The 18,024-nt window shown below is 69.2% G+C and carries 15 protein-coding genes; 4 read left to right on the top strand and 11 right to left on the bottom strand.

Features of this window, described 5'->3' with window-relative positions; genetic code table 11:
* The first annotated feature begins 42 nt into the window (after positions 1-42).
* Positions 43-972 (top strand): substrate-binding domain-containing protein, encoded by a 930-nt coding sequence (locus AB0M51_RS34455; protein ID WP_344191745.1) that lies wholly within the window; start codon positions 43-45, stop codon positions 970-972.
* Here AB0M51_RS34455 and AB0M51_RS34450 read toward each other — a convergent pair.
* Genes AB0M51_RS34450 through AB0M51_RS34430 form a run of 5 tightly spaced genes read right to left on the bottom strand, consistent with a single transcriptional unit; the run spans position 916 to position 5,766 of the window.
* Positions 916-1,992, bottom strand: a complete 1,077-nt coding sequence (locus tag AB0M51_RS34450) for a Gfo/Idh/MocA family oxidoreductase (RefSeq protein ID WP_363752176.1) — start codon at positions 1,990-1,992, stop codon at positions 916-918. The two genes, AB0M51_RS34455 and AB0M51_RS34450, sit on opposite strands and share 57 nt — an antisense overlap.
* Positions 1,985-2,752: a ThuA domain-containing protein gene (locus AB0M51_RS34445; RefSeq protein ID WP_344191749.1), complete on the bottom strand. Its 768-nt coding sequence runs from the start codon at positions 2,750-2,752 to the stop codon at positions 1,985-1,987. The genes AB0M51_RS34450 and AB0M51_RS34445 overlap by 8 nt, the downstream gene beginning before the upstream one ends.
* A gap of 20 nt (positions 2,753-2,772) precedes the next feature.
* Positions 2,773-3,573 carry a carbohydrate ABC transporter permease gene (locus AB0M51_RS34440; protein WP_363752171.1) on the bottom strand — a complete coding sequence of 267 codons (801 nt, stop codon included), beginning with the start codon at positions 3,571-3,573 and terminating at the stop codon, positions 2,773-2,775.
* Positions 3,574-3,583: 10 nt separating this feature from the next.
* On the bottom strand, positions 3,584-4,531 hold the full coding sequence (locus AB0M51_RS34435; protein WP_344191754.1) for a sugar ABC transporter permease: 948 nt from the start codon (positions 4,529-4,531) through the stop codon (positions 3,584-3,586).
* 5 nt (positions 4,532-4,536) lie between these two features.
* On the bottom strand, positions 4,537-5,766 hold the full coding sequence (locus AB0M51_RS34430; RefSeq protein WP_344191757.1) for an ABC transporter substrate-binding protein: 1,230 nt from the start codon (positions 5,764-5,766) through the stop codon (positions 4,537-4,539).
* Between the two features lie 147 nt (positions 5,767-5,913).
* Here AB0M51_RS34430 and AB0M51_RS34425 point away from each other — a divergent pair, with 147 nt between their 5' ends.
* Positions 5,914-6,978 carry a LacI family DNA-binding transcriptional regulator gene (locus tag AB0M51_RS34425; RefSeq protein ID WP_344191760.1) on the top strand — a complete coding sequence of 355 codons (1,065 nt, stop codon included), beginning with the start codon at positions 5,914-5,916 and terminating at the stop codon, positions 6,976-6,978.
* On the opposite strand, the gene ilvY is transcribed toward AB0M51_RS34425, so the two are convergent.
* A complete protein-coding gene (ilvY, locus tag AB0M51_RS34420) occupies positions 6,902-7,759 on the bottom strand; it encodes an HTH-type transcriptional activator IlvY (protein WP_344191762.1) in 858 nt (285 codons plus the stop codon). The genes AB0M51_RS34425 and ilvY overlap by 77 nt on opposite strands.
* Positions 7,760-7,924: 165 nt before the next feature.
* Between ilvY and AB0M51_RS34415 the strand changes: the two genes are divergently transcribed.
* On the top strand, positions 7,925-9,400 hold the full coding sequence (locus tag AB0M51_RS34415; RefSeq protein ID WP_344191764.1) for a ketol-acid reductoisomerase: 1,476 nt from the start codon (positions 7,925-7,927) through the stop codon (positions 9,398-9,400).
* 10 nt (positions 9,401-9,410) lie between these two features.
* Positions 9,411-10,583 (top strand): low temperature requirement protein A, encoded by a 1,173-nt coding sequence (locus tag AB0M51_RS34410; RefSeq protein ID WP_344191766.1) that lies wholly within the window; start codon positions 9,411-9,413, stop codon positions 10,581-10,583.
* Here AB0M51_RS34410 and murQ read toward each other — a convergent pair.
* The 5 genes from murQ to AB0M51_RS34385 form a co-directional block, all read right to left on the bottom strand.
* Positions 10,566-11,450 (bottom strand): N-acetylmuramic acid 6-phosphate etherase, encoded by an 885-nt coding sequence (gene murQ, locus AB0M51_RS34405; protein ID WP_344191768.1) that lies wholly within the window; start codon positions 11,448-11,450, stop codon positions 10,566-10,568. The two genes, AB0M51_RS34410 and murQ, sit on opposite strands and share 18 nt — an antisense overlap.
* A gap of 67 nt (positions 11,451-11,517) precedes the next feature.
* Positions 11,518-12,405 (bottom strand): MurR/RpiR family transcriptional regulator, encoded by an 888-nt coding sequence (locus AB0M51_RS34400; protein WP_344191770.1) that lies wholly within the window; start codon positions 12,403-12,405, stop codon positions 11,518-11,520.
* Between the two features lie 36 nt (positions 12,406-12,441).
* Positions 12,442-14,166 carry a serine hydrolase domain-containing protein gene (locus AB0M51_RS34395; RefSeq protein ID WP_344191772.1) on the bottom strand — a complete coding sequence of 575 codons (1,725 nt, stop codon included), beginning with the start codon at positions 14,164-14,166 and terminating at the stop codon, positions 12,442-12,444.
* Positions 14,163-15,437 (bottom strand): DUF1343 domain-containing protein, encoded by a 1,275-nt coding sequence (locus tag AB0M51_RS34390; protein WP_344191774.1) that lies wholly within the window; start codon positions 15,435-15,437, stop codon positions 14,163-14,165. Before AB0M51_RS34390 ends, AB0M51_RS34395 begins: the two co-directional genes overlap by 4 nt.
* 10 nt (positions 15,438-15,447) lie before the next feature.
* Positions 15,448-18,012, bottom strand: a complete 2,565-nt coding sequence (locus AB0M51_RS34385) for a glycoside hydrolase family 3 N-terminal domain-containing protein (protein WP_344191776.1) — start codon at positions 18,010-18,012, stop codon at positions 15,448-15,450.
* Between the last annotated feature and the right edge of the window lie 12 nt (positions 18,013-18,024).

The following is an 18,024-nucleotide window of genomic DNA, read 5'->3' as shown; positions in this document are numbered from 1 at the left end:
GTCTGTGAATATAGTGGCTTCGACGGCCTTGGAGGGCAGTTTATGCAGGAGCGCGAGCGGATCGCGGGGCTGGTGCTGGCGCGTCCCGGGCGACTGCTCGGGATGGAGCCGTTCATGGCCGACGTCGTCCAGGGGATCGAGGAGGTCTTCGCCGGGCGCGGCTGCAGTCTGCTGATCGAGTTCGCCGCGGACACTACCGCCGAGATCGAGATCTGGCGGCGCTGGGTGGCGAACGGGTACGTCGACGGCATCGTGATGGTCGACCTGCGGGCCACCGACCGGCGGCTCGACGAGCTGCAGCGGCTCGGCGTACCGGCGGTGCTGCTCGGCGGGCCGGAGCTGAAGGCGCCGATCACGAACGTACTGGTCGACAACGCCGAGGGCGCCCGCGCGGCGGTCCGGGCGCTCGCGGATCTCGGGCACGCCGACATCGCCCGGGTCAGCGGCCCGCGGGACATGCTGCACTGCCTGGCGCGCGACGACGCCTTCATGGCGACCTGTGCCGAGCGGGACGTACGCGCGCGCGTGATCGAGGGCGACTACTCGGAGGACTCCGGGCGGGACGCGACGAAGCAGTTGCTGACCGGGAGCCAGGTGCCGACGGCCGTTGTCTTCGACAACGACCTGATGGCGATCGGCGGGCTGGCGGCGGCGAAGGAGCTCGGCGTCGCCGTTCCCGAACAGTTGTCGGTGATCGCCTGGGACGACACAGCGGTGGCGCGGCTCGCCACGCCACCGCTCAGTGTCGTCACCGTCGACGTCCACGGCCTGGGCACGATCGTCGGCGAAGCGATCCTCGCCGTCATCGAGGGTGCCGGTCCCACCACCCACCACGTCCCGCAACCGACGATCCGCCTGGCCAACTCGACGGCTCCGCCGGCCGCGCGAGCCGATCGCCACGGCTCGGTGAAGGGGTCAGGCGAGGCCGACCGCGGCGAGGGGGTTGGGCCAGGACTTCAGGGCGGCGAGTAGGTCGGGGTTCTGGGTCGTCGACAGCGCCTCGGTGTGGGCCTCGGCGACGATGTCGGTGATGCGGACCGGTACGCCGGTGTTCGCCGAGCGTACGGCGGCCTCGACCATCGCGAGGCTGACCACGTTCGAGTGGACCTCGGACTGCGGAGTGGCCGACGTCCGGACGGCGTGCACGAACTCCGCGAGCGAGCCGGCGATCTCCTCGGGCTCGTCCCCGAGCGGCGCAGGTACGTCGGGTTCCGCGACCGGGGCGTTGTCGCCGTCCCAGGTCGCCGTACCGCTCGGGGTGCCGGCCCGCCAGAAGCCGTTCCAGGACGTCTCGAGACCCGGGGCGCACCAGCTTCCGGCGAAGGTGAAACGTGTTCCGTTGGCGTACGTGAAGATCGCCGATGCCGCCGCGTTGCCGTCGAACCAGCTCCAGGGCGGGTTGTACGAGTCGCAGTACACGGAGACCGGCTCCGACCCGATCAGCTTGCGGGACAGGTCGAACTGGTGGATCGCCATGTCGACGAGCAGCGGCTCGGCCATCCGCTCACGGAAGCCGCTGAAGTGCGGTGCCTTGTAGAACTCGCACGACAGCGTGCCGATCGGCCCGAGCTCGGCGATCTGCCGCTGGAAGGCGTTGACCGCCCGGAAGTACCGGCGGGACTGCGACACCATCAGCAGTTGCCCGCTGGCTTCGCTTGCGGCCGCCATCTGCAGACACTCACGAACGGTTTCCGCCAACGGTTTCTCGCACAGCACCGGGACACCGCGCAGCAACGCTTCCACACTGACTTTCGGATGCGCTACCGGCACGGTCACGTCGACGACGGCGTCGAACTCGACACCCAGTTTGTCCATCGAGGCCGCGACCGGCAGGCCGGAGTAGCCGTGCTCGTCGGCTGCGGCTCGGGCGGTCCCGACGTCGAGGTCGACCAGGCCGACCAGCACGACGTCGGGGTTGGCGGCGATGGTCCGCAGCCAGGCGCGGCCCATGCCGCCGGCTCCGACCTGCAGCAGGCGTAGGGGTTCAGGCATCGGCAGGCTCCTCGATGGGTCCGGTGTACCCGTGTCCGTTGAAGAAATCGTCGGTCTCGTAGCGCAGCAGCGTCGGCAGTTCCCGCTTCGGCAGGTCGGTCCGGGCCCAGGCGACGCCGTTCGCGATCACTTTACGGACGTCCTTGTGGTGGTACACCGGGAAGTCCTGGTCGCCGGGGGAGAAGTAGAAGATCTTGCCGTGCCCGCGGCGGAACGTGCAGCCGGAGCGGAACACCTCGCCGCCGGAGAACGAGGACACGAAGATCAGCTCGTCCGGCACCGGGATGTCGAAGAACTCGCCGTACATCTCCTGCTGCTCGATCTCGATCGGGTGCGGGACGCCCTGGGCGATCGGGTGCGTGGGGTTGACCGTCCAGACCAGCTCGCGGTCCCGCTCGCTGCGCCAGCGGAGCGTGCAGGTGGTACCCATCAGCTTGCCGAAGATCTTCGACCAGTGGCCGGAGTGCAGGACCACCAGGCCCATCCCGGACAGCACGTGCTGGTACACGCGCTCGACCACCTTGTCGTCCACCTCGCCGTGCGCGGCGTGGCCCCACCAGACCAGGACGTCGGTCTGCGCCAGTACCTCCTCGGTGAGGCCGTGCTCGGGTTCGTCGAGGGTCGTCGTGGAGACCTTGACGTCGGGCAGGTTCTCGGCGATCCCGGCCGCGATCGTCGAGTGCATGCCGTCGGGATAGATCTCCCGGACGTGCGGCTCGACCTGCTCGTGCCGGTTCTCGCCCCAGACAAGTACGTTCATTTTGTTGGTATCCCCAATGGTCATTTGACGGCGCCGCCGATGGCACCGGCGGCGATGTACTTCTGTGCGGCGACCAGCAGCACGACGGCCGGGATCGCCGAGAGCACCGCGGTCGCCATCACCGCGTTCCAGTTCTGCACCTGGGTGCCGAGGTACTGGTAGATCCCGAGCGTCACCGGCCGCACGCCGCCCTTGGTGGTCAGCGTCAGCGCGAACAGGAAATCGCTCCAGGAAAACAGGAAACTGAACAGTCCGGCCGTGATCAGCGAGTTCCTGCTGATCGGCAGCACGATCGCCACGAACGCCCGGAACAGCCCCGCGCCGTCCACCCGCGCGGCCTCCACCAGCGACGGCGGCAGCGAGAGCATGAACGACCGCAGGATCAGGATCGCGAACGGGATCCCGCTGGCGCAGTTCGCGATGATCAGGCCCGGGATCGAGTTCAGCAGCCCGATCCGTTCGTACGCCGTGTAGAGCGCGTTCGCGATCACGATGCCGGGGATCATCTGCGAGATCAGGATCGCGAGCAGCCCGATCGACACCCAGCGGGACCGGAACTGGGAGAGCGCGTACGCACAGGGCGTCGCGATCGCCAGGCTCAGCACGACCGTTCCGACCGCGATGATCAGGCTGGTGACGAGGTTCCCGCCCTGCTCGTCGAGCGCCCGCCGGTATCCGGAAAACGTTGGATGCAACGGCAGGAAACCGGCCGTCAACGTGTTCCCGGACGGCTGCAGGGAGGCGTTCAGCATCCAGTAGACCGGGAACAGCATCACGCACAGGATCAGCACGCCGATGATGGTGTACGCCGTACGTCGCATCGTGCTCCCCTTACTCATCGACGGCCTTGCGGTTGCCGCGCAGGTAGAAGATCGCGAACAGGAACGAGATCGCGATCAGGATGTTGGACAGTGCCGCGCCCTGGCCGAACCGGAAGTCCACGAACGACTTCTCGTACGACTGGGTCGCCAGCGTCTGGGTCGCGTTCGCCGGGCCGCCGCCGGTCAGGCCGAGGATGATGTCCAGGACCTTGATCGTGTAGACGACGCCGAGCATCAGCAGCACGCTGGCCACCGAGCGCAGGTTCGGCCAGGTGATGTACCAGAACGAGCGCCACCCGGTCGCGCCGTCCAGCTGGCCGGCCTCGTACAGCTCGTCCGGGATCTCCGCGAGGCCGGAGTACAGCAGCGTCACGTTGAACGGGATGCCGATCCAGATGTTCACGCCGATCACCGCGATCAGCGCGACCGAGGGCGAGTTCAGCCACGGCACCGGGTCACCGATGACGTGCAGGCCGAGCAGCGTCCGGTTGAGGATCCCGCTGTCCTGCTCGAGGATCGACCGCCAGGTCGCGCTGGACACGATCAGCGGCAGCAGCCAGGGCAGCAGCAGCAACGACCGGAGCACGCCGCTGAGCGGAAAACGGTTTCGGAAAAAGAGTGCGAGCCCGAGCCCGATCGCGAACTGGAACGCGATCGAGCCGACCGTGAACAGCGCGGTGTTCAGCATCGCGTCCGAGAACAGCTTGTCGGTCACGACCGTGCGGTAGTTCTGCAGCCCGACCCAGGGCGCGACGCCGGTGAAGAACGTCTTCAGCCCGTAGTCCTGCAGGCTCATCAGCAGGTTCTTCACCACCGGATAGCCGAACAGCGCGAGCATCGCGACCGCGGCCGGCAGCACGAACAGCACCTTGGTCAGGCTCTCGCCCCGGCGGTACCGGCCGCGCACCCGCGCGCGGCCGGCCGTGCTGGTTTCCGTCGTACGTGTGAGCGTCGCCATGCCGATCAGCCGCCGGAGGCCTGCTTGAAGGCGTCCTGGGCCGAGGCCTTACCGGTCAGCGCCAGCTGGATCGCCTGGTAGATCACCTTGGCGGCGTCCGGCCACTTGTCGCCGAGCTTGCCGGTCCGCGAGCGGGCGGTCTTGACCTGCTCGGTGAAGGCCTTCATCGACGGCACTTCCTTGACGTACTCGTCGAGCAGCGACGTCTTGGTCGGAATCGTGAACCGGGCCTTGGCCCAGGCCAGCTCGTTCTCGTCCGAGTTCAGGCACTTCACGAAGTCGGCGGCCTTCTGCTGCTTGGCCTGGTCCTTGTTCAGCGGGACCGTCCAGGCCTCACCGCCGAGCGGCGCGACCGGCGTCTGGTCCGGCTTGTTCACCGGGAACGTGACCACGCCCCACTTGATCTTGGGGTTCTTGTCCAGCGCCGGGATCTGCCACGGGCCGTTGATCATCATCGCGGCCTTGCCGGCGATGAACTGGTCGTTGACGTCGCCCTGGGTCCAGTTGATCACGCTCTTCGACGCGGACCCCGACTTCACCAGGTCCACCCACAACTGCAGCGCCTCGGCCACCTGCGGGCTCTTCAGGTCGGTCTCGTCGCCGCCGTTGGTCCACATCGCCGGCAGGAACTGCCAGGACCCTTCGTACGTCGCGTTCGCGTTGAAGGCCATCCCGTACCGGCCGGGCTTGGTGAGCTTCGCGGCGGCGGCCTTCAGCTCGTCCCAGGTCTTGGGCGGCTGCACGCCGGCCTGCGCCAGCATGTCCTTGTTGTAGAACAGCGCGATCGTGTTCGTCACCGGCGCCAGTCCGTAGAGCTTGCCCTGGTACGACGTCGCGTCGACCATGCCCTTGATGACGCCGTCCCCGTTCAGGCCCAGGTCGTTCAGGGGCGCCAGCGCGCCGGTCGCGGCGATCTGCTGGACGTCGGGGTTGTCGAGCATCAGCACGTCCGGCAGCGTCTTCGACGACGCCTGCTGCAGCACCTTCTGGATCAAGGTGTCACCAGGCACCGTCTCCCGCTGGATCGTGATGCCGAGCTGCGACGCGCAGCTGTCGAGTCCCTTCTGTACAAGGGACTTGTCGGGATCGTTGTTGTAGTAGTCCAGGATCGTGAGGCTCTTCACGCTGTCGCCGGAGCTGGACGACTGGCCGCCGCCGTTGCTGCCGCAGGCGCCCAGCAGGAGCGACACCGTCGTCGCACCCGCCAGCGCGGCGGCGATCCGCTTGCTGATCATGACATCGGACTCCTTCAAAGCGTTTAACCGATGGACGAAGGGCGTGGGAGTTGCTTGTGGATTTGGCGGTAAACCGCTTAACTGAGGTGTTGAAGGACTATGTTCCCTACGTCACACACCTGTCAAGAGGTCAGAGGGGGTCGATCGATGGTCACGATGAAGGACGTCGCTCAGCGTGCCGGTGTCTCGATCGCGACCGTCTCGTTCCTGCTCAACGACACCAAGCCGGTGACCGCCGCCACCCGGGCCCGGATCGAGCAGGCGATGCTCGACCTCGGATACCGCCGCAACATGGTCGCCCGCGCGCTCGCGTCCCGGCGGACGCACATCATCGCGATGGCCTACCCGGCGCTCGAGCACAGGTTCGGGATGTCGACCTCGGAGTTCTTCACCAGTGCGGCCGAGGCGGCCCGCAAGGAGGACTACCACCTGGTGCTGTGGCCGGTCGGCAACGACGGTGTCGAGCTCCGGGAACTGCTCGGGCAGGGCCTGGTGGACGGCGTCGTACTGATGGAGGTGCAGCTCGACGACCCGCGGATCGACGTACTGCGGCAGGCCGCGACGCCGTTCGCGCTGATCGGGCGGACGACCGAGCCGGCCGGGTTGTCGCACGTGGACATCGACTTCGACACCACGGTCGAGGACGCGGTCCGGCACCTGTACGAGCGCGGGCATCGGCAACTCGCCTTGATCTCGGGCGATCTGGACGACCCGCGGTTCCACGAGTACGGGCCGTGGGTGCGGGTCGACGCGGCGTACCGGCGGGTGGCGGCGGAGTACGGGCTGCCGGTCGTGGTGCTGCCGTGCTCGGACACGACCTCGGCGGGGAAGGCCGCGGTGGAGCGGTTGCTCGCGGAGCACCCGGAGACGACGGCGGTGCTGGTGCTGAACGAGTACGCCGCGATCGGGGTGGTGTCGGGGCTCAAGCGCGCGGGGTACGACGTACCGGGGGACCTGTCGGTGCTCGCGCTGCTGATGGTGCCGGAGACCGCGGCGATGACGGACCCCGAGTTGACGATGATGCGGACGCCGGGTCCGGAGCTCGGGCAGCTGGGCACCGAGGCGTTGATCCGGCAGCTCGAGGACGCGGATCCGCTGCCGCCGCAGCTGGTCCCCGCGAAGCTGTTGCCGGGGGCTACGGTCGCAGCGCCCAGAGCGCCGCGACCAAAGGCCGGTGCAGGTCGGCGCGGCGCGCGCAAAGCCCGATCGTGAGCGGGTCGAGCTCGGCCGGCAGCTCTTCCAGCTGATCGCGGACCGCGGACGATTCGAGCACCAGTCGCGGTACGACGCCGACGCCGCAGCCCAGCGCCACCAGGGCGAGCAGCGCTTCGTGGCCGTCGGGTTCCGCCGCGATCGTTGGCCTGACCCCCGTTTTCCGGAACCACCGGAACGCCGCCTCCCGAACCAGTCCCCGCGCCGGCACCACAAACGGCCCCCCGAGCGGACTGTCGGGTGGACGGGTGGATGGGTGGTCGGAGAGTGTGGTGCGGGATCTGACCAGGACCAGGTCGGTGACGGCGACTGTGCGGGTGATCAGGGTCTGGGGGAGGCGGCTCGGGATGCCGGCTACGGCGGCGTCGACCTCGCCCTCGTCGAGGCGGGCGAGCGCGGCGGCCGCGTCACCGGTGCGGAGGTTCAGCCGGATCTGCGGATGCTGAGCACGCAAGGGACGCAGCAGTTCGGGGAGCAGCGTCTGGCAGGCGGTCACGGTCGCGAAGATCCGGAGCTCACCGGTCAGATCCTCCTCGGCCGCCTCGCGATAGCCGGCCCACAACTCCAACGCCTTCTCCGCGTACGCCGTGAACCGCCGCCCCTCCGCCGTCAACGTCACGCCCCGCGGCCCCCGGTCCAGCAACCGCGCCCCTACCCGCGCCTCCAGCCGCTGAATCGTCCGCGTCAGCGTCGCCGCACTGACGTGACACTCCAGGCTCGTCCGCCCGTAGTTCAGCGACCGGCCCAGGTGCAGAAACAGCTCCAGCTCTCGCTGCTCCACCGCGACCTCCCAGCCATGTCGGACACCCCTTGGGGTCAGGCGACAGGCAATGGCTTGTTCACCGACACCGCCGGCTGTCGCTGTCCCAGTGTTGCAGATTGTGGAACGGTGCGGTGCAAAGGTTGCGCTTGCTGCAATGGCTAGGTAGGGCGTTGGGTGGTGGGCATGGAGAGTTCGGTGTTTCGGGTGGAGTCGATGGCGGTCCCGGGTGGGACCGAGGCGATCGTGCGGGGCGGGCGGGACCTGTTCCCGCTGCTGCCGGATGCGTTGCACGGGGTGGAGCGCATCGGGGTGCTCGGCTGGGGTCCGCAGGGGCGGGCGCAGGCGCTGAACCTGCGGGACTCGCTCGCCGGGACCGGGGTCGGCGTCGCGGTGGGGCTGCGTCCGGGATCCCGGTCCGCCGAGGACGCGCGGCAGCACGGGTTCGCCGAGGACGACGGGACGCTGGGGGACTGGCTCGAGGTGGCGGCGGGTGCCGACCTGGTGATCCTGCTGATCGCGGACGCGGCGCTGGCGGCGCATCACGAGGAGATCTTCGCGGTCCTCAAGCCCGGCGCGACCATTGGCCTGTCCCACGGTTTCCTGCTCGGCCACCTGCGCGAACGCGGCAGTGCGTTCCCGGCCGGCCACCCGGTGATCGCGGTCTGCCCGAAGGGGATGGGCGACTCGGTACGCCGCCTGTACCAGCAGGGCGCGACCGTCAACGGCGCCGGCATCAACGCGAGCATCGCCGTGCACGCCGACCCCGACGGCCACGGGTGGGACCGGGCGCTGGCGTGGTCGGTCGCGCTCGGGTCGCCGTACACGTTCGCGACAACGCTTTCCGCCGAGTACCACTCGGACATCGTCGGCGAGCGGGCGATCCTGCTCGGTGCGGTGCACGGCCTGGTCGAGGCGCTCTACCGGTACTTCCGGATCGACGGCGCGGACCCGGTCACGGCGTACCAGCGGTCGACCGAGGCGATCACCGGGCCGATCGCGCGGACCATCTCGAACGAAGGGATCCCGGCGGTCCGGGCGGCGTCCGGCGACGAGGACCTGTTCGACCGGGCGTACTCGGCGGCGTACGGGCCGGCCCGGGACCTGGTCGCGGAGATCTACGACGAGGTTGCCGACGGCACCGAACTGCGCAGCGTGATCCTCGCCGAGCAGCGCCTCGAGGACCGGCCGATGACCGAGATCGGCGGCAGCCCGATGTGGTCGCACAGCGCCGAGGTCCATGCGCTCCGCGGTACGCCCCGCGCGACGGTGGGGTACGCCGACGGCCGGGCGGCCGGCGTGGATCCGGTGACGGCCGGGCTGTTCGTCGCGACGATGATGGCGCAGGTGGACGAGTTCGCGGCTCGCGGGCACGCGTGGTCGGAGATCGTCAACGAGTCGGTGATCGAGGCGGTCGACTCGCTGCTGCCGTACATGCACGCCCGCGACGTCGCGTACATGGTCGACAACTGCTCCCGGACCGCCCGCCTCGGCACCCGCCGCTGGGGGCCGCGCTTCCAGGCGGCGTACGAACAGATCGCCCTCCCGCACCTCGACCAGGCCGCGGACCCCGCCAAGATCAAGGGTTTCCTGGACAATCCCGCCCACGAAGCCCTCGCCGCAGCCGCCAAGCTCCGCCCGTCCGTGGACATCTCCGTTTAGCCTATGGGCCATGACGCCCGAGAGAACGCGCGCCCGGCTGGTTCCGATGCGGCCTCGCGACCCGCACGAGCCCGGCCGGGTCGCGTCGTCGCTGGAGCTGTTCTTCGACCTGGTGTTCGTCGTCGCGGTCAGCGTCGCGGCGTCGCAGCTGCACCACTCGTTGTCCGAAGGTCACGTCGGCGGCGGCCTGCTGTCGTTCGTGATCGTGTTCTTCGGGATCTGGTGGGCGTGGATGAACTTCACCTGGTTCGCTACCTCGTTCGCCACCGACGACTGGCTGTACCGGCTGCTCACGATCGTGCAGATGAGCGGCGTGCTCGTGCTCGCCGCCGGGATCGAACGCGTCTTCACCGAACACGATTTCCGAATCGTTGTCCTGGCGTACGTAGTGATGCGCGTCGCGATGATCGCGCAATGGCTGCGCGCCTCGCACTCGGCCGGAGCGGCGCGCCGCGCGACGCTGTACTACGCCGGCGGGATCGCGATCGTCCAGGTGCTCTGGCTGATCATGCTGCTGCTCCCGGAATCGGTGCAGCTGTACGCCTGGATGGTGTTCGTGGTCGCCGAGCTCGCCGTACCGGTGGTCGCCGAGCGTCGCGGGATGACGCCGTGGCATCCGCACCACATCACCGAGCGGTACGGGCTGTTCACGCTGATCCTGCTCGGTGAAAGCCTGCTGGCGTCCGCGAACGCGATCATCGAGGCGCTGCACGACCACGAATCGCTCGGCAAGCTGATCGCGCTGTCGGTGCTCACGCTGGTGGTCACTGCCGCGCTCTGGTGGATCTACTTCTGGCCGCCGCACCACACCGCGATCACGTCGTTCGCCCGCTCGCTCCGCTACGGATACGTGCACTACTTCGTGTTCGCCGCGGCCGGTGCGTTCTCGGCGGGCATCGAGGTGGAGATCGACAGCATCACGCACCACACCGAGCTGAGCGAGGTGGCCGCGTCCTACACGGTGACGGTCCCGATCGCGATCTTCGTCCTCGGGATCTGGTGGATCGCGCTCCGCGACAACGCCGACCGGGTGGTGAACGTCGTCGTACCGCTCGGCGCGGTTCTCGTGCTGCTGGATCCGCTGATCCCGATCCCGTTCGCCCTCACCGCGATCTTCATGGCCGGCGTGGTCGCGACGCTGGTGCTCCGGCCGCCGGCCGAGCGGTCAGCTGAGCTCGGCTAGGGCGGTCGCGACCCGGCCGTGGGCCGCCTCGAGGGCGGCCTTGGCGGCTGGGATCGGAGTGCCGGTCAGCAGGTGGACCAGGGCCGGCTTGAGTTCGCCGTCGGCGGCGGCCAAGGCCGTTTCGCAGGCGGCCTCGTCGGCGCCGGTGGCCTCGCCGAGGATCCGGAGCATCCGGCCGCGGAGCTTCTTGTTGGTCGCGACCAGGTCGACCATCAGGTTCGACCAGGTGCGGCCGAGCTTGATCATCAGCGTGGTGGAAAACGCGTTCAGAATCATTTTCTGCGCCGTTCCGGCCTTCAGCCGGGTGGAGCCCGCGATCACCTCGGGGCCGGTGTCCGCGGCGACCACGATGTCGGCCAGCGGTGCCAGCGGGGCGTCCGGGTTCGACGTCACCAGCACGGTGGTCGCCCCGGCGGCTCGGGCGGCCTTCAGCGCCCCGGCGACGTACGGCGTACTCCCGGAAGCAGCGAGGCCGACGACGAGGTCCTGACCGGTGACGGCGGCCGCGTCGGAGGCGCCGCCCTCCTCGGAGTCCTCGACGTTCTCGACCGCGCGGAGCAGCGCCTGCATGCCGCCGGCGTGGTGCGCGACCACCAGACCGTCGGGGACGTGGAACGTGGGCAGCAGTTCGGCCGCGTCCAGGACCGCCAGGCGTCCCGACGTACCGGCGCCGAAGTAGTGCACCCGGCCGCCGCCGCGGATCGCCTCGACCGCCGCGTCCACGGCCTTGGTCAGCTCCGGGATCACAGCGCCGACGGCCCCGGCGACCCGGGCGTCCTCGTTGTTCACCAGTTGCAGGATCTCGGACGTGCCCACCGCGTCGATGGCGAGCGTCCTGGGGTTGCGCTGCTCCGTCGGTGAGGTCACAGGATCGATGTTAGTTTTCTACTGAAGGATTTTCAATTCCGTTCATCGTTGACGGAAATGGTTGACGTCACTCGGAACCTTTGAGCCGGTGCCCGCGGACCGACGTCGCGGTCTCCTCGAGCGCCTTCCGGGCGTCCGGCAGCACCTGCTGCGCGACCCCGATGAACAGGCAGTCGATCACCGTCAGCTGCGCGATCCGGCTCGACATCGCCCCCGAGCGGTAGGTCGTCTCGCGCGCGGCCGTGGTCAGTACCAGGTCGGCCGTCTTCGCCAGCGGGGACCGCGGGAAGTTGGTCACGGCGACCGTGGTGGCGCCGTGCTTGGCGGCCTCCTCGAGCGCCTCGACGACCTCGACCGTCGTACCGGTGTGCGAGATCCCGATCGCCACGTCGCCGTCGCCGAGCAGGGCCGCGCTCGGCAGCGCCACGTGGACGTCGTTCCAGGCGAAGGCCACGCGCCGGATCCGGTGCAGCTTCTGCTGCAGGTCCATCGCCACGAACGCGCTCGCGCCGAACCCGTACAGATCGACCCGCGGCGCCTTCGCCACCGCGTCCACGACCTTCGCCAACGCGTCCACGTCGACCTGCTGCGCGGTCTCCCGGACCGCGCGCTCGTCCGCGAACGACACCTTGCTGACCACGTCCGCCAGCGAGTCGCCGGGCTCGATGTCCCCGCCGACCTCGGGACGGACACTCTCCTGCGCCGACTGGGCCGCCAGCTGCAGGCGGAGCTGCGGATAGCCGGGAACGCCGATCTGCTTGCAGAACCGGATGACCGTGGTCTCCGAGGTGGATGCCACCTCGGCCAGTTCGGAGATCGTCATCGCCGCCACTCCGCCCGGGTCCGCGAGGACCGCGTTCGCCACCCGCTGCTCGGCCGGCGCCAGCGCGGGCATCACCGCGCGGACCCGGACCAGCAGCGGCCCCGTGGGTTCTGGAGAGGTTGTTGAATTCATGACAGCCACGGTACGGCGCCCATGCACGAGATGGGGTCACCGACGCGAAAGTCTCCAACCTGTTGCGGTAAATGATTCCGGCGTGCGTTCGCCGTCGAGAAGAAGACCACTCCCGCTCGTGATCTTCACACCGTCGACGTACACCCCGCGGCCCTGGTACAGCGGGTCGCTGGTGTAGCGCCAGCGGATCGTCTGCGGGCCCGGGGCGAGCTCGGCGGTGACCTGATGCCAGTGCCGGTCGCCGGACCCGCTGATCGAGCCGTCGGTGCCGATCACCGACCCCCGGTCTCGGACCGCGAACGGCACCTTGGTCCAGGTCGTTCCGTCCGTGGATGTCTCCAGATACAGGAGATCCGAGTCCTCGGTGTCGACGAACAGGTCGAACGCGAGCTTCGCTCCGCCCGCCGGTACGTCGACCCTGGTGGCCAGCGTGGTCGTCGCGTTGTCCGTCGTACCGGAGAACCAGGCGTCCTTGCCGTGCCGCGGTCCGACGCCGAGCGCCAGCGCGAGCCCTTGGGCGACGGCGCGCCGGGCCGGGTTGTTGCTGCCCCAGTTGCGGCTCGGGTGCACCCGGTTGGTGAGCAGGATCGCGAACGAGCGGGAGTCGAAGTCGATCACGATCGAGGTGCCGGTGTAGCCGGTGTGGCCGGCCGTGCGCGGACCGGACAGGCCGCCCATGTACCAGCGCTGGTCGAGCTCGAAGCCGAGGCCGTGGTCGTTGCCCGGGAACGCCTGGTTGAAGTTCGTGATCATCGCGGTCACTGAGGATTCTTTCAGGATCCGGGCGCCGCGGTAGCTGCCGCCGTTGAGGAACGTCTGCGCCAGTACCGCCATGTCGTCCGCGGTACTGAAAACACCGGCATGTCCGGCGACGCCGCCGAGTGACCACGCGTTCTCGTCGTGCACCTCGCCCCACACCATCCCGCGCGGCGGCGAGGACTGGTACTCGGTGGCGGCGATCCGCGGCTTCTTCTTCGGGTCCGGGTTGTAGCCGGTGTCGCGCATCTGCAGCGGTTTGGTGATCCCGTCCGCGACCAGCTTGTCGAGGGTCTTGCCGGTGACCCGGTGCGCGAGCTCGCCGAGCGCGATCAGGTTCAGGTCGCTGTAGAGGTACTTCGTGCCCGGCGGGTCCTGCAGCTTCGCCGTCAGCGCCATGTGCAGGCGGGACGCCGGATCCGGCTGCGAACTCCACAGCGGCAGCCAGGACGGGAAGCCGCTGGTGTGCGTGAGCGCCATCCGGACGGTGACGTTTTCCTTCCCGTTCTCCGCGAATTCCGGGATGTACGTCGCGATCGGGGCGTCCAGGTCGACCTTGCCCTTCTCGACCAGCTGCATCACGACGATCGACGTGAACAGCTTGGACACCGACGCCATGTCGAAGATCGTGTCGGTGCGCATCGGGATCTGCTGGTCCGCGGGCAGCTCGGTGCCGGCGCCGTCGGCGTACTTCAGGGCCATGCCGGTGGCGGTCCGGGTGACGATCTTGCCGTTGTGGCCGAGCAGTGTGACCGCCCCGGCGTACAACGGTTTCGCCGTACCGTTCGGCTTCGTCCAGCCGGCGACCTGGGCCAGCGCGGCGTCGATCGGCGCCGGGTCGAGGCCGGCCTTCGCCGGGGACTCGTCGCGGAGCAGCGTGGACTTCGGCGCGTACCCGTCGTACGGGTGGTCGAACCGGCCGGAGTTGTTGCTGCTGGCAACTGCAGGGGTGGCCATCGTGAGTATCACCGCTGAGATCGTCGTGATTGCGGCCCACCGCTTCATCGATGGGCTCCCTTGTAGAGCAGGTACTTCGCGCGCCGGGCCGTCCAGGCGTCCGTCTCGGACTTCCAGGCTGCCACGATCTCCTCGGCCGACGCATCGGCCGAAAGCATGGTCCGGAACCGGTCGGATCCGGTGAGCAGGTCGATCCACCGGCCGGGTGGGGTCTCCGCCCGCCAGGTGAAATCGGGGTAGAGCTTACGGGCCTCGACGATCATGTGCGTCGCCGCGGTGATCGCCTCCACCCGGTGCGGGTCGGTGATCTGGACCTGGACGCCGCCGCACAGCACGTTCGCGTTCTTGCTGATCGAAGGCGTGAAGTACGCCTCCCGGAACGCGACGCCCGGGATGTCCTTGGTCTGCAGCGCCTGCGCCCAGCGGTAGTCGGCGTACGGGGCGCCGATCAGCTCGAACGGGCGGGTCGTGCCGCGGCCCTCGGACATGTTGGTCGCCTCGAACAGGCAGAGGCCCGGGTACAGCAGGGCGGTGTCCGGGGTCGGCATGTTCGGGCTCGGCATCACCCAGGTGAGGCCGGTGTCGGCGTACAACTGGTCGCGTTTCCAGTTCTTCGCCTCGATCACGGTGAGCTGCTTCAGGCGGCCGCCGTCGGGCTCGAGCGGGAGGTACTCCGCGTCGAACATCCGGGCCAGCTCGCCGACCGTCATGCCGTGCTGCTGGAGGATCTCCTTCTTGCCGACGCCGGACGTGTAGCCGGGCTTCAGCATCGGGCCGCGGGCGTACCCGCCGACCGGGTTGGGGCGGTCGAGAACGACGAACCGCGCGCCCGTCCGGACGGCGGCCAGCATCGCCTCGAACATCGTCCAGATGTAGGTGTAGAACCGGGCGCCGACGTCCTGGATGTCGAAGACGACGGTTTCCACACCGGACTTCGCGTAGAGGGTCGCGAGCTTGTCCGCGTTCGCGCCGTACGCGTCGTAGACCATGATCCCGGTCCGCGGGTCGACGTGGTCGCCCTCCGAACCGCCGGCCTGGGCGGTGCCGCGGAAACCGTGTTCGGGACCGAACACCGCGACCACGTCGACCGTGCCGGACGCGTGCATGGTGTCGACGATGTGCTGCAGGTCCGGCAGGATCCCGGTCGGGTTGCTGATCACCCCGACCTTCTGCCCGGCCAGCGCCCGCCAGCCGTCGTTCGCCAGCACCTCGGCGCCGGTCTGTACCTTCCGGTTCGAGACCGCCTGCGCGGCCGGTACGTCGATCAACGGGGCGGCGGCCAGCGCACCGGCGCCGGCAAGCAAACTGCGTCGCTTCATGTCGGTCTCCTCAGGGACGGAACGAGAGGTCGGCGATCGTCGGCCGGTGGTCACTGGCAGCCTCGGCGAGCGGCACCTCGGCAGGTACTTCGGCTCGCCGGACGCTCAGGCCCGCGCCGACGGTGACGAAGTCGATCCGCTTGTTCGCCGCCACCGCCGGATAGGTGAACGGCCCGCCGGTGGTCGTGGCGGCCGCGGTCCAGGAGTCGGCCAGCCGCGTCCACAACCCGCTGAGCTCGGGTGCGGCGGCTTCCGCGTTGAAGTCTCCGACGAGGATCTGCAGGTCGGCCGCCGGGTCGTCGGCAAGGATCCGCAGCGTGTCGGCCACCTGCATCCGCCGGACCGTCGGATCGCCGCGGTAGTCCAGGTGCGTGCAGTACACGTGCAGCCGCCGTCCCCGTACGTCGATCTCGACCTCGAGGAAGCCGGGCGCCGGTGCCGGCACCGGATTCGGGTCCTGCGTGGACAGCCGGGTGATCGAGTGGTTCTGCACGTTGAGCAGGGGGAAGCGGGAGAGTACGCCGACGCCGTACTGCCGCCGCGGCTGTCCCGCCGCCGGCGGGTCGAAGTCGTAGATCGGCGCGAACGCCGGGTACATGCCGAGCCGGGCGGCCAGTTCCGCGATCGTGTCCAGCCAGTTGCTGCGCTTGTCCCAGTGGACGTCGACCTCCTGCAGCCCGATGACGTCCGCGTCCAGCGCCTTCAGCGCCTGCGCGGTCCGGTCCAGGTCGAACACGTTGTCCTCGCCGGCTCCGGCGTGAATGTTGTACGAGGCAACGGTCAGCCGGGTGTCCCGCGGATCGAAGGTCAGCCCGTGCCCGAACGGAAACAGTGTTTCCGGCGTTTCGGAATGCGTTGGAATTTCCACCGGGAGCTTGCCGGTCGGCGCGATCTCGCCGTACAGGACCTTCGCGAGCGCCTCCATCGACACCACGGTGCTGCCGTAGGTGACGAGCGCGGTCTGGGGTGCGTCGAAGTACGCGACGTCGTACGGGTCGCGGACCGGGACGACGATCACCGGGGTGCCGGTGGCGAGCAGGCCGTTGACGAGCTTCTGCTGCTTGGCCAGCTTGTCGGTGACCTCGGTGTCCCACGCTTTGTTGGTCAGCACCACGGCCAGGTCGACGGTCCCGGCGGCGGCCAGCGCGTCGGTGATCTTGGCGTCGCTCGGTGTCGTGCCGGTGTCCTTCAGGACCGTCGTGGCGCCACGACTCCGCAGCGCGGTCGCCAGTGTGGCTGGGCTGTACCCGGTGACGAGGACTTTCCGCGGCGCGGGGGAGAGCGGCAGCAGGTCGGCGTCGTTGCGGAGCAGCGTCGTGCTGTGGTCCGCGATCCGCTGGGCCTCGGCGTAGTTCGCGGGCGTGCCGACGATCGCCGGGATCCGGGACGCGTCGACGTACGGACGCCCGACCAGTCCGGTGTCGTATTTCAGTTTCAGAATACGTGTGACGCTCTCGTCGATCCGCGCCTCGCTGATCCGGCCGCCGCGGACGGCGTTCAGCACCGAGTTGTACGCCAGGCCGGGATCGACCGGCATCAGCAGCTGGTCGACACCCGCCTCGATCGCGCGCAACGGGATCTCCGCGTCGCCGTACTTGTCCCGGACACCCTGCATGCCGAGCGAGTCGGTGATCACCACGCCGTCGAAGCGCAGCTGGTCGCGCAGGATCCCGGTCAGGATCGGCCGGCTCAGCGTCGCCGGGTCGCCCGACGGATCGAGCGCCTTGACCACGATGTGCGCGGTCATGATCGAGTGGATCCCGGTCCGGATGGCGGCCGCGAAGGGCGGCAGGTCGATCCGGGTCCACTCCTCGCGGGTGTGGTGGATCTCCGGGATGCCGACGTGGCTGTCGGTGTCGGTGTCGCCGTGACCGGGGAAGTGCTTCGCGGTCGAGACGACGCCGCCGTCGCGCTGGTAGCCCTTGACCTGGGCGCTGACCAGCTGGGCGACCAGCGCCGGGTCGGAGGAGACCGAGCGGACGCCGATCACCGGGTTCAGCGGGTTCACGTTGACGTCCGCGTCCGGCGCGAAGTCGGTGGTGATGCCGAGCGCCTTCAGCTCCCGGCCGGCGATCGCACCCGCGGACCGCGCGAACGCGGGGGAGCGGGTCGCGCCGAGCGCCATCCCGCCGGGGAACTGGGTCGCCGGCGGCCCGACCCGGACCACCGAGCCGTACTCCTGGTCGGTCCCGATCTGCAGCGGTACGCCGGTGTCGGCCAGCGCGGCGGCCTGTAGCCCGTTCGACAGCCCGGCGATCTGTTCCGGGTTGCGGACCGAGTCGGTCCAGGTGAAGTAGATGACGCCGCCGAGGTGGTACTTCGCGACCACCTCGGCCGGCGTGGCGACGCCGTACAGGCTGGTGTTGCGGGTGTCGGCGGTGCCGGCCGTCGGGCCGTAGGCGTAGCAGACGAACAGCTGGCCGATCTTCTGTTCGAGGGTCATCCGGCGCAGCGTGTCGCGGACCCAGCGATCGGGGTGCGCGGGCGCGGCCGTGGCGGCGGTGGTTCCGGCGACCGTCGTACCTGCGACGGCGGCCGCCGCGAGTCCGAGAGTCTGGCGGCGGGTCAGTTCCATCGGTGTCACCAA

It is taken from the genome of Kribbella sp. NPDC051137 (assembly GCF_040682535.1).
GTDB classification, from domain to species: domain Bacteria; phylum Actinomycetota; class Actinomycetes; order Propionibacteriales; family Kribbellaceae; genus Kribbella; species Kribbella karoonensis.
Note: the sequence above shows the minus strand (reverse complement) of the source record. Positions and strands in the feature narration are given on the sequence as shown.

Coding starts and splice junctions, on each gene's coding strand:
- AB0M51_RS34400 (WP_344191770.1), bottom strand. CDS start 12,405: ATGAATTCAACAACCTCTCCAGAACCCACGGGGCCGCTGCTGGTCCGG.
- AB0M51_RS34385 (WP_344191776.1), bottom strand. CDS start 18,012: ATGGAACTGACCCGCCGCCAGACTCTCGGACTCGCGGCGGCCGCCGTC.
- AB0M51_RS34450 (WP_363752176.1), bottom strand. CDS start 1,992: ATGCCTGAACCCCTACGCCTGCTGCAGGTCGGAGCCGGCGGCATGGGC.
- AB0M51_RS34430 (WP_344191757.1), bottom strand. CDS start 5,766: ATGATCAGCAAGCGGATCGCCGCCGCGCTGGCGGGTGCGACGACGGTG.
- AB0M51_RS34445 (WP_344191749.1), bottom strand. CDS start 2,752: ATGAACGTACTTGTCTGGGGCGAGAACCGGCACGAGCAGGTCGAGCCG.
- AB0M51_RS34455 (WP_344191745.1), top strand. CDS start 43: ATGCAGGAGCGCGAGCGGATCGCGGGGCTGGTGCTGGCGCGTCCCGGG.
- AB0M51_RS34440 (WP_363752171.1), bottom strand. CDS start 3,573: ATGCGACGTACGGCGTACACCATCATCGGCGTGCTGATCCTGTGCGTG.
- AB0M51_RS34415 (WP_344191764.1), top strand. CDS start 7,925: ATGGAGAGTTCGGTGTTTCGGGTGGAGTCGATGGCGGTCCCGGGTGGG.
- AB0M51_RS34435 (WP_344191754.1), bottom strand. CDS start 4,531: ATGGCGACGCTCACACGTACGACGGAAACCAGCACGGCCGGCCGCGCG.
- AB0M51_RS34395 (WP_344191772.1), bottom strand. CDS start 14,166: ATGAAGCGGTGGGCCGCAATCACGACGATCTCAGCGGTGATACTCACG.
- AB0M51_RS34390 (WP_344191774.1), bottom strand. CDS start 15,437: ATGAAGCGACGCAGTTTGCTTGCCGGCGCCGGTGCGCTGGCCGCCGCC.
- AB0M51_RS34410 (WP_344191766.1), top strand. CDS start 9,411: ATGACGCCCGAGAGAACGCGCGCCCGGCTGGTTCCGATGCGGCCTCGC.
- AB0M51_RS34425 (WP_344191760.1), top strand. CDS start 5,914: ATGGTCACGATGAAGGACGTCGCTCAGCGTGCCGGTGTCTCGATCGCG.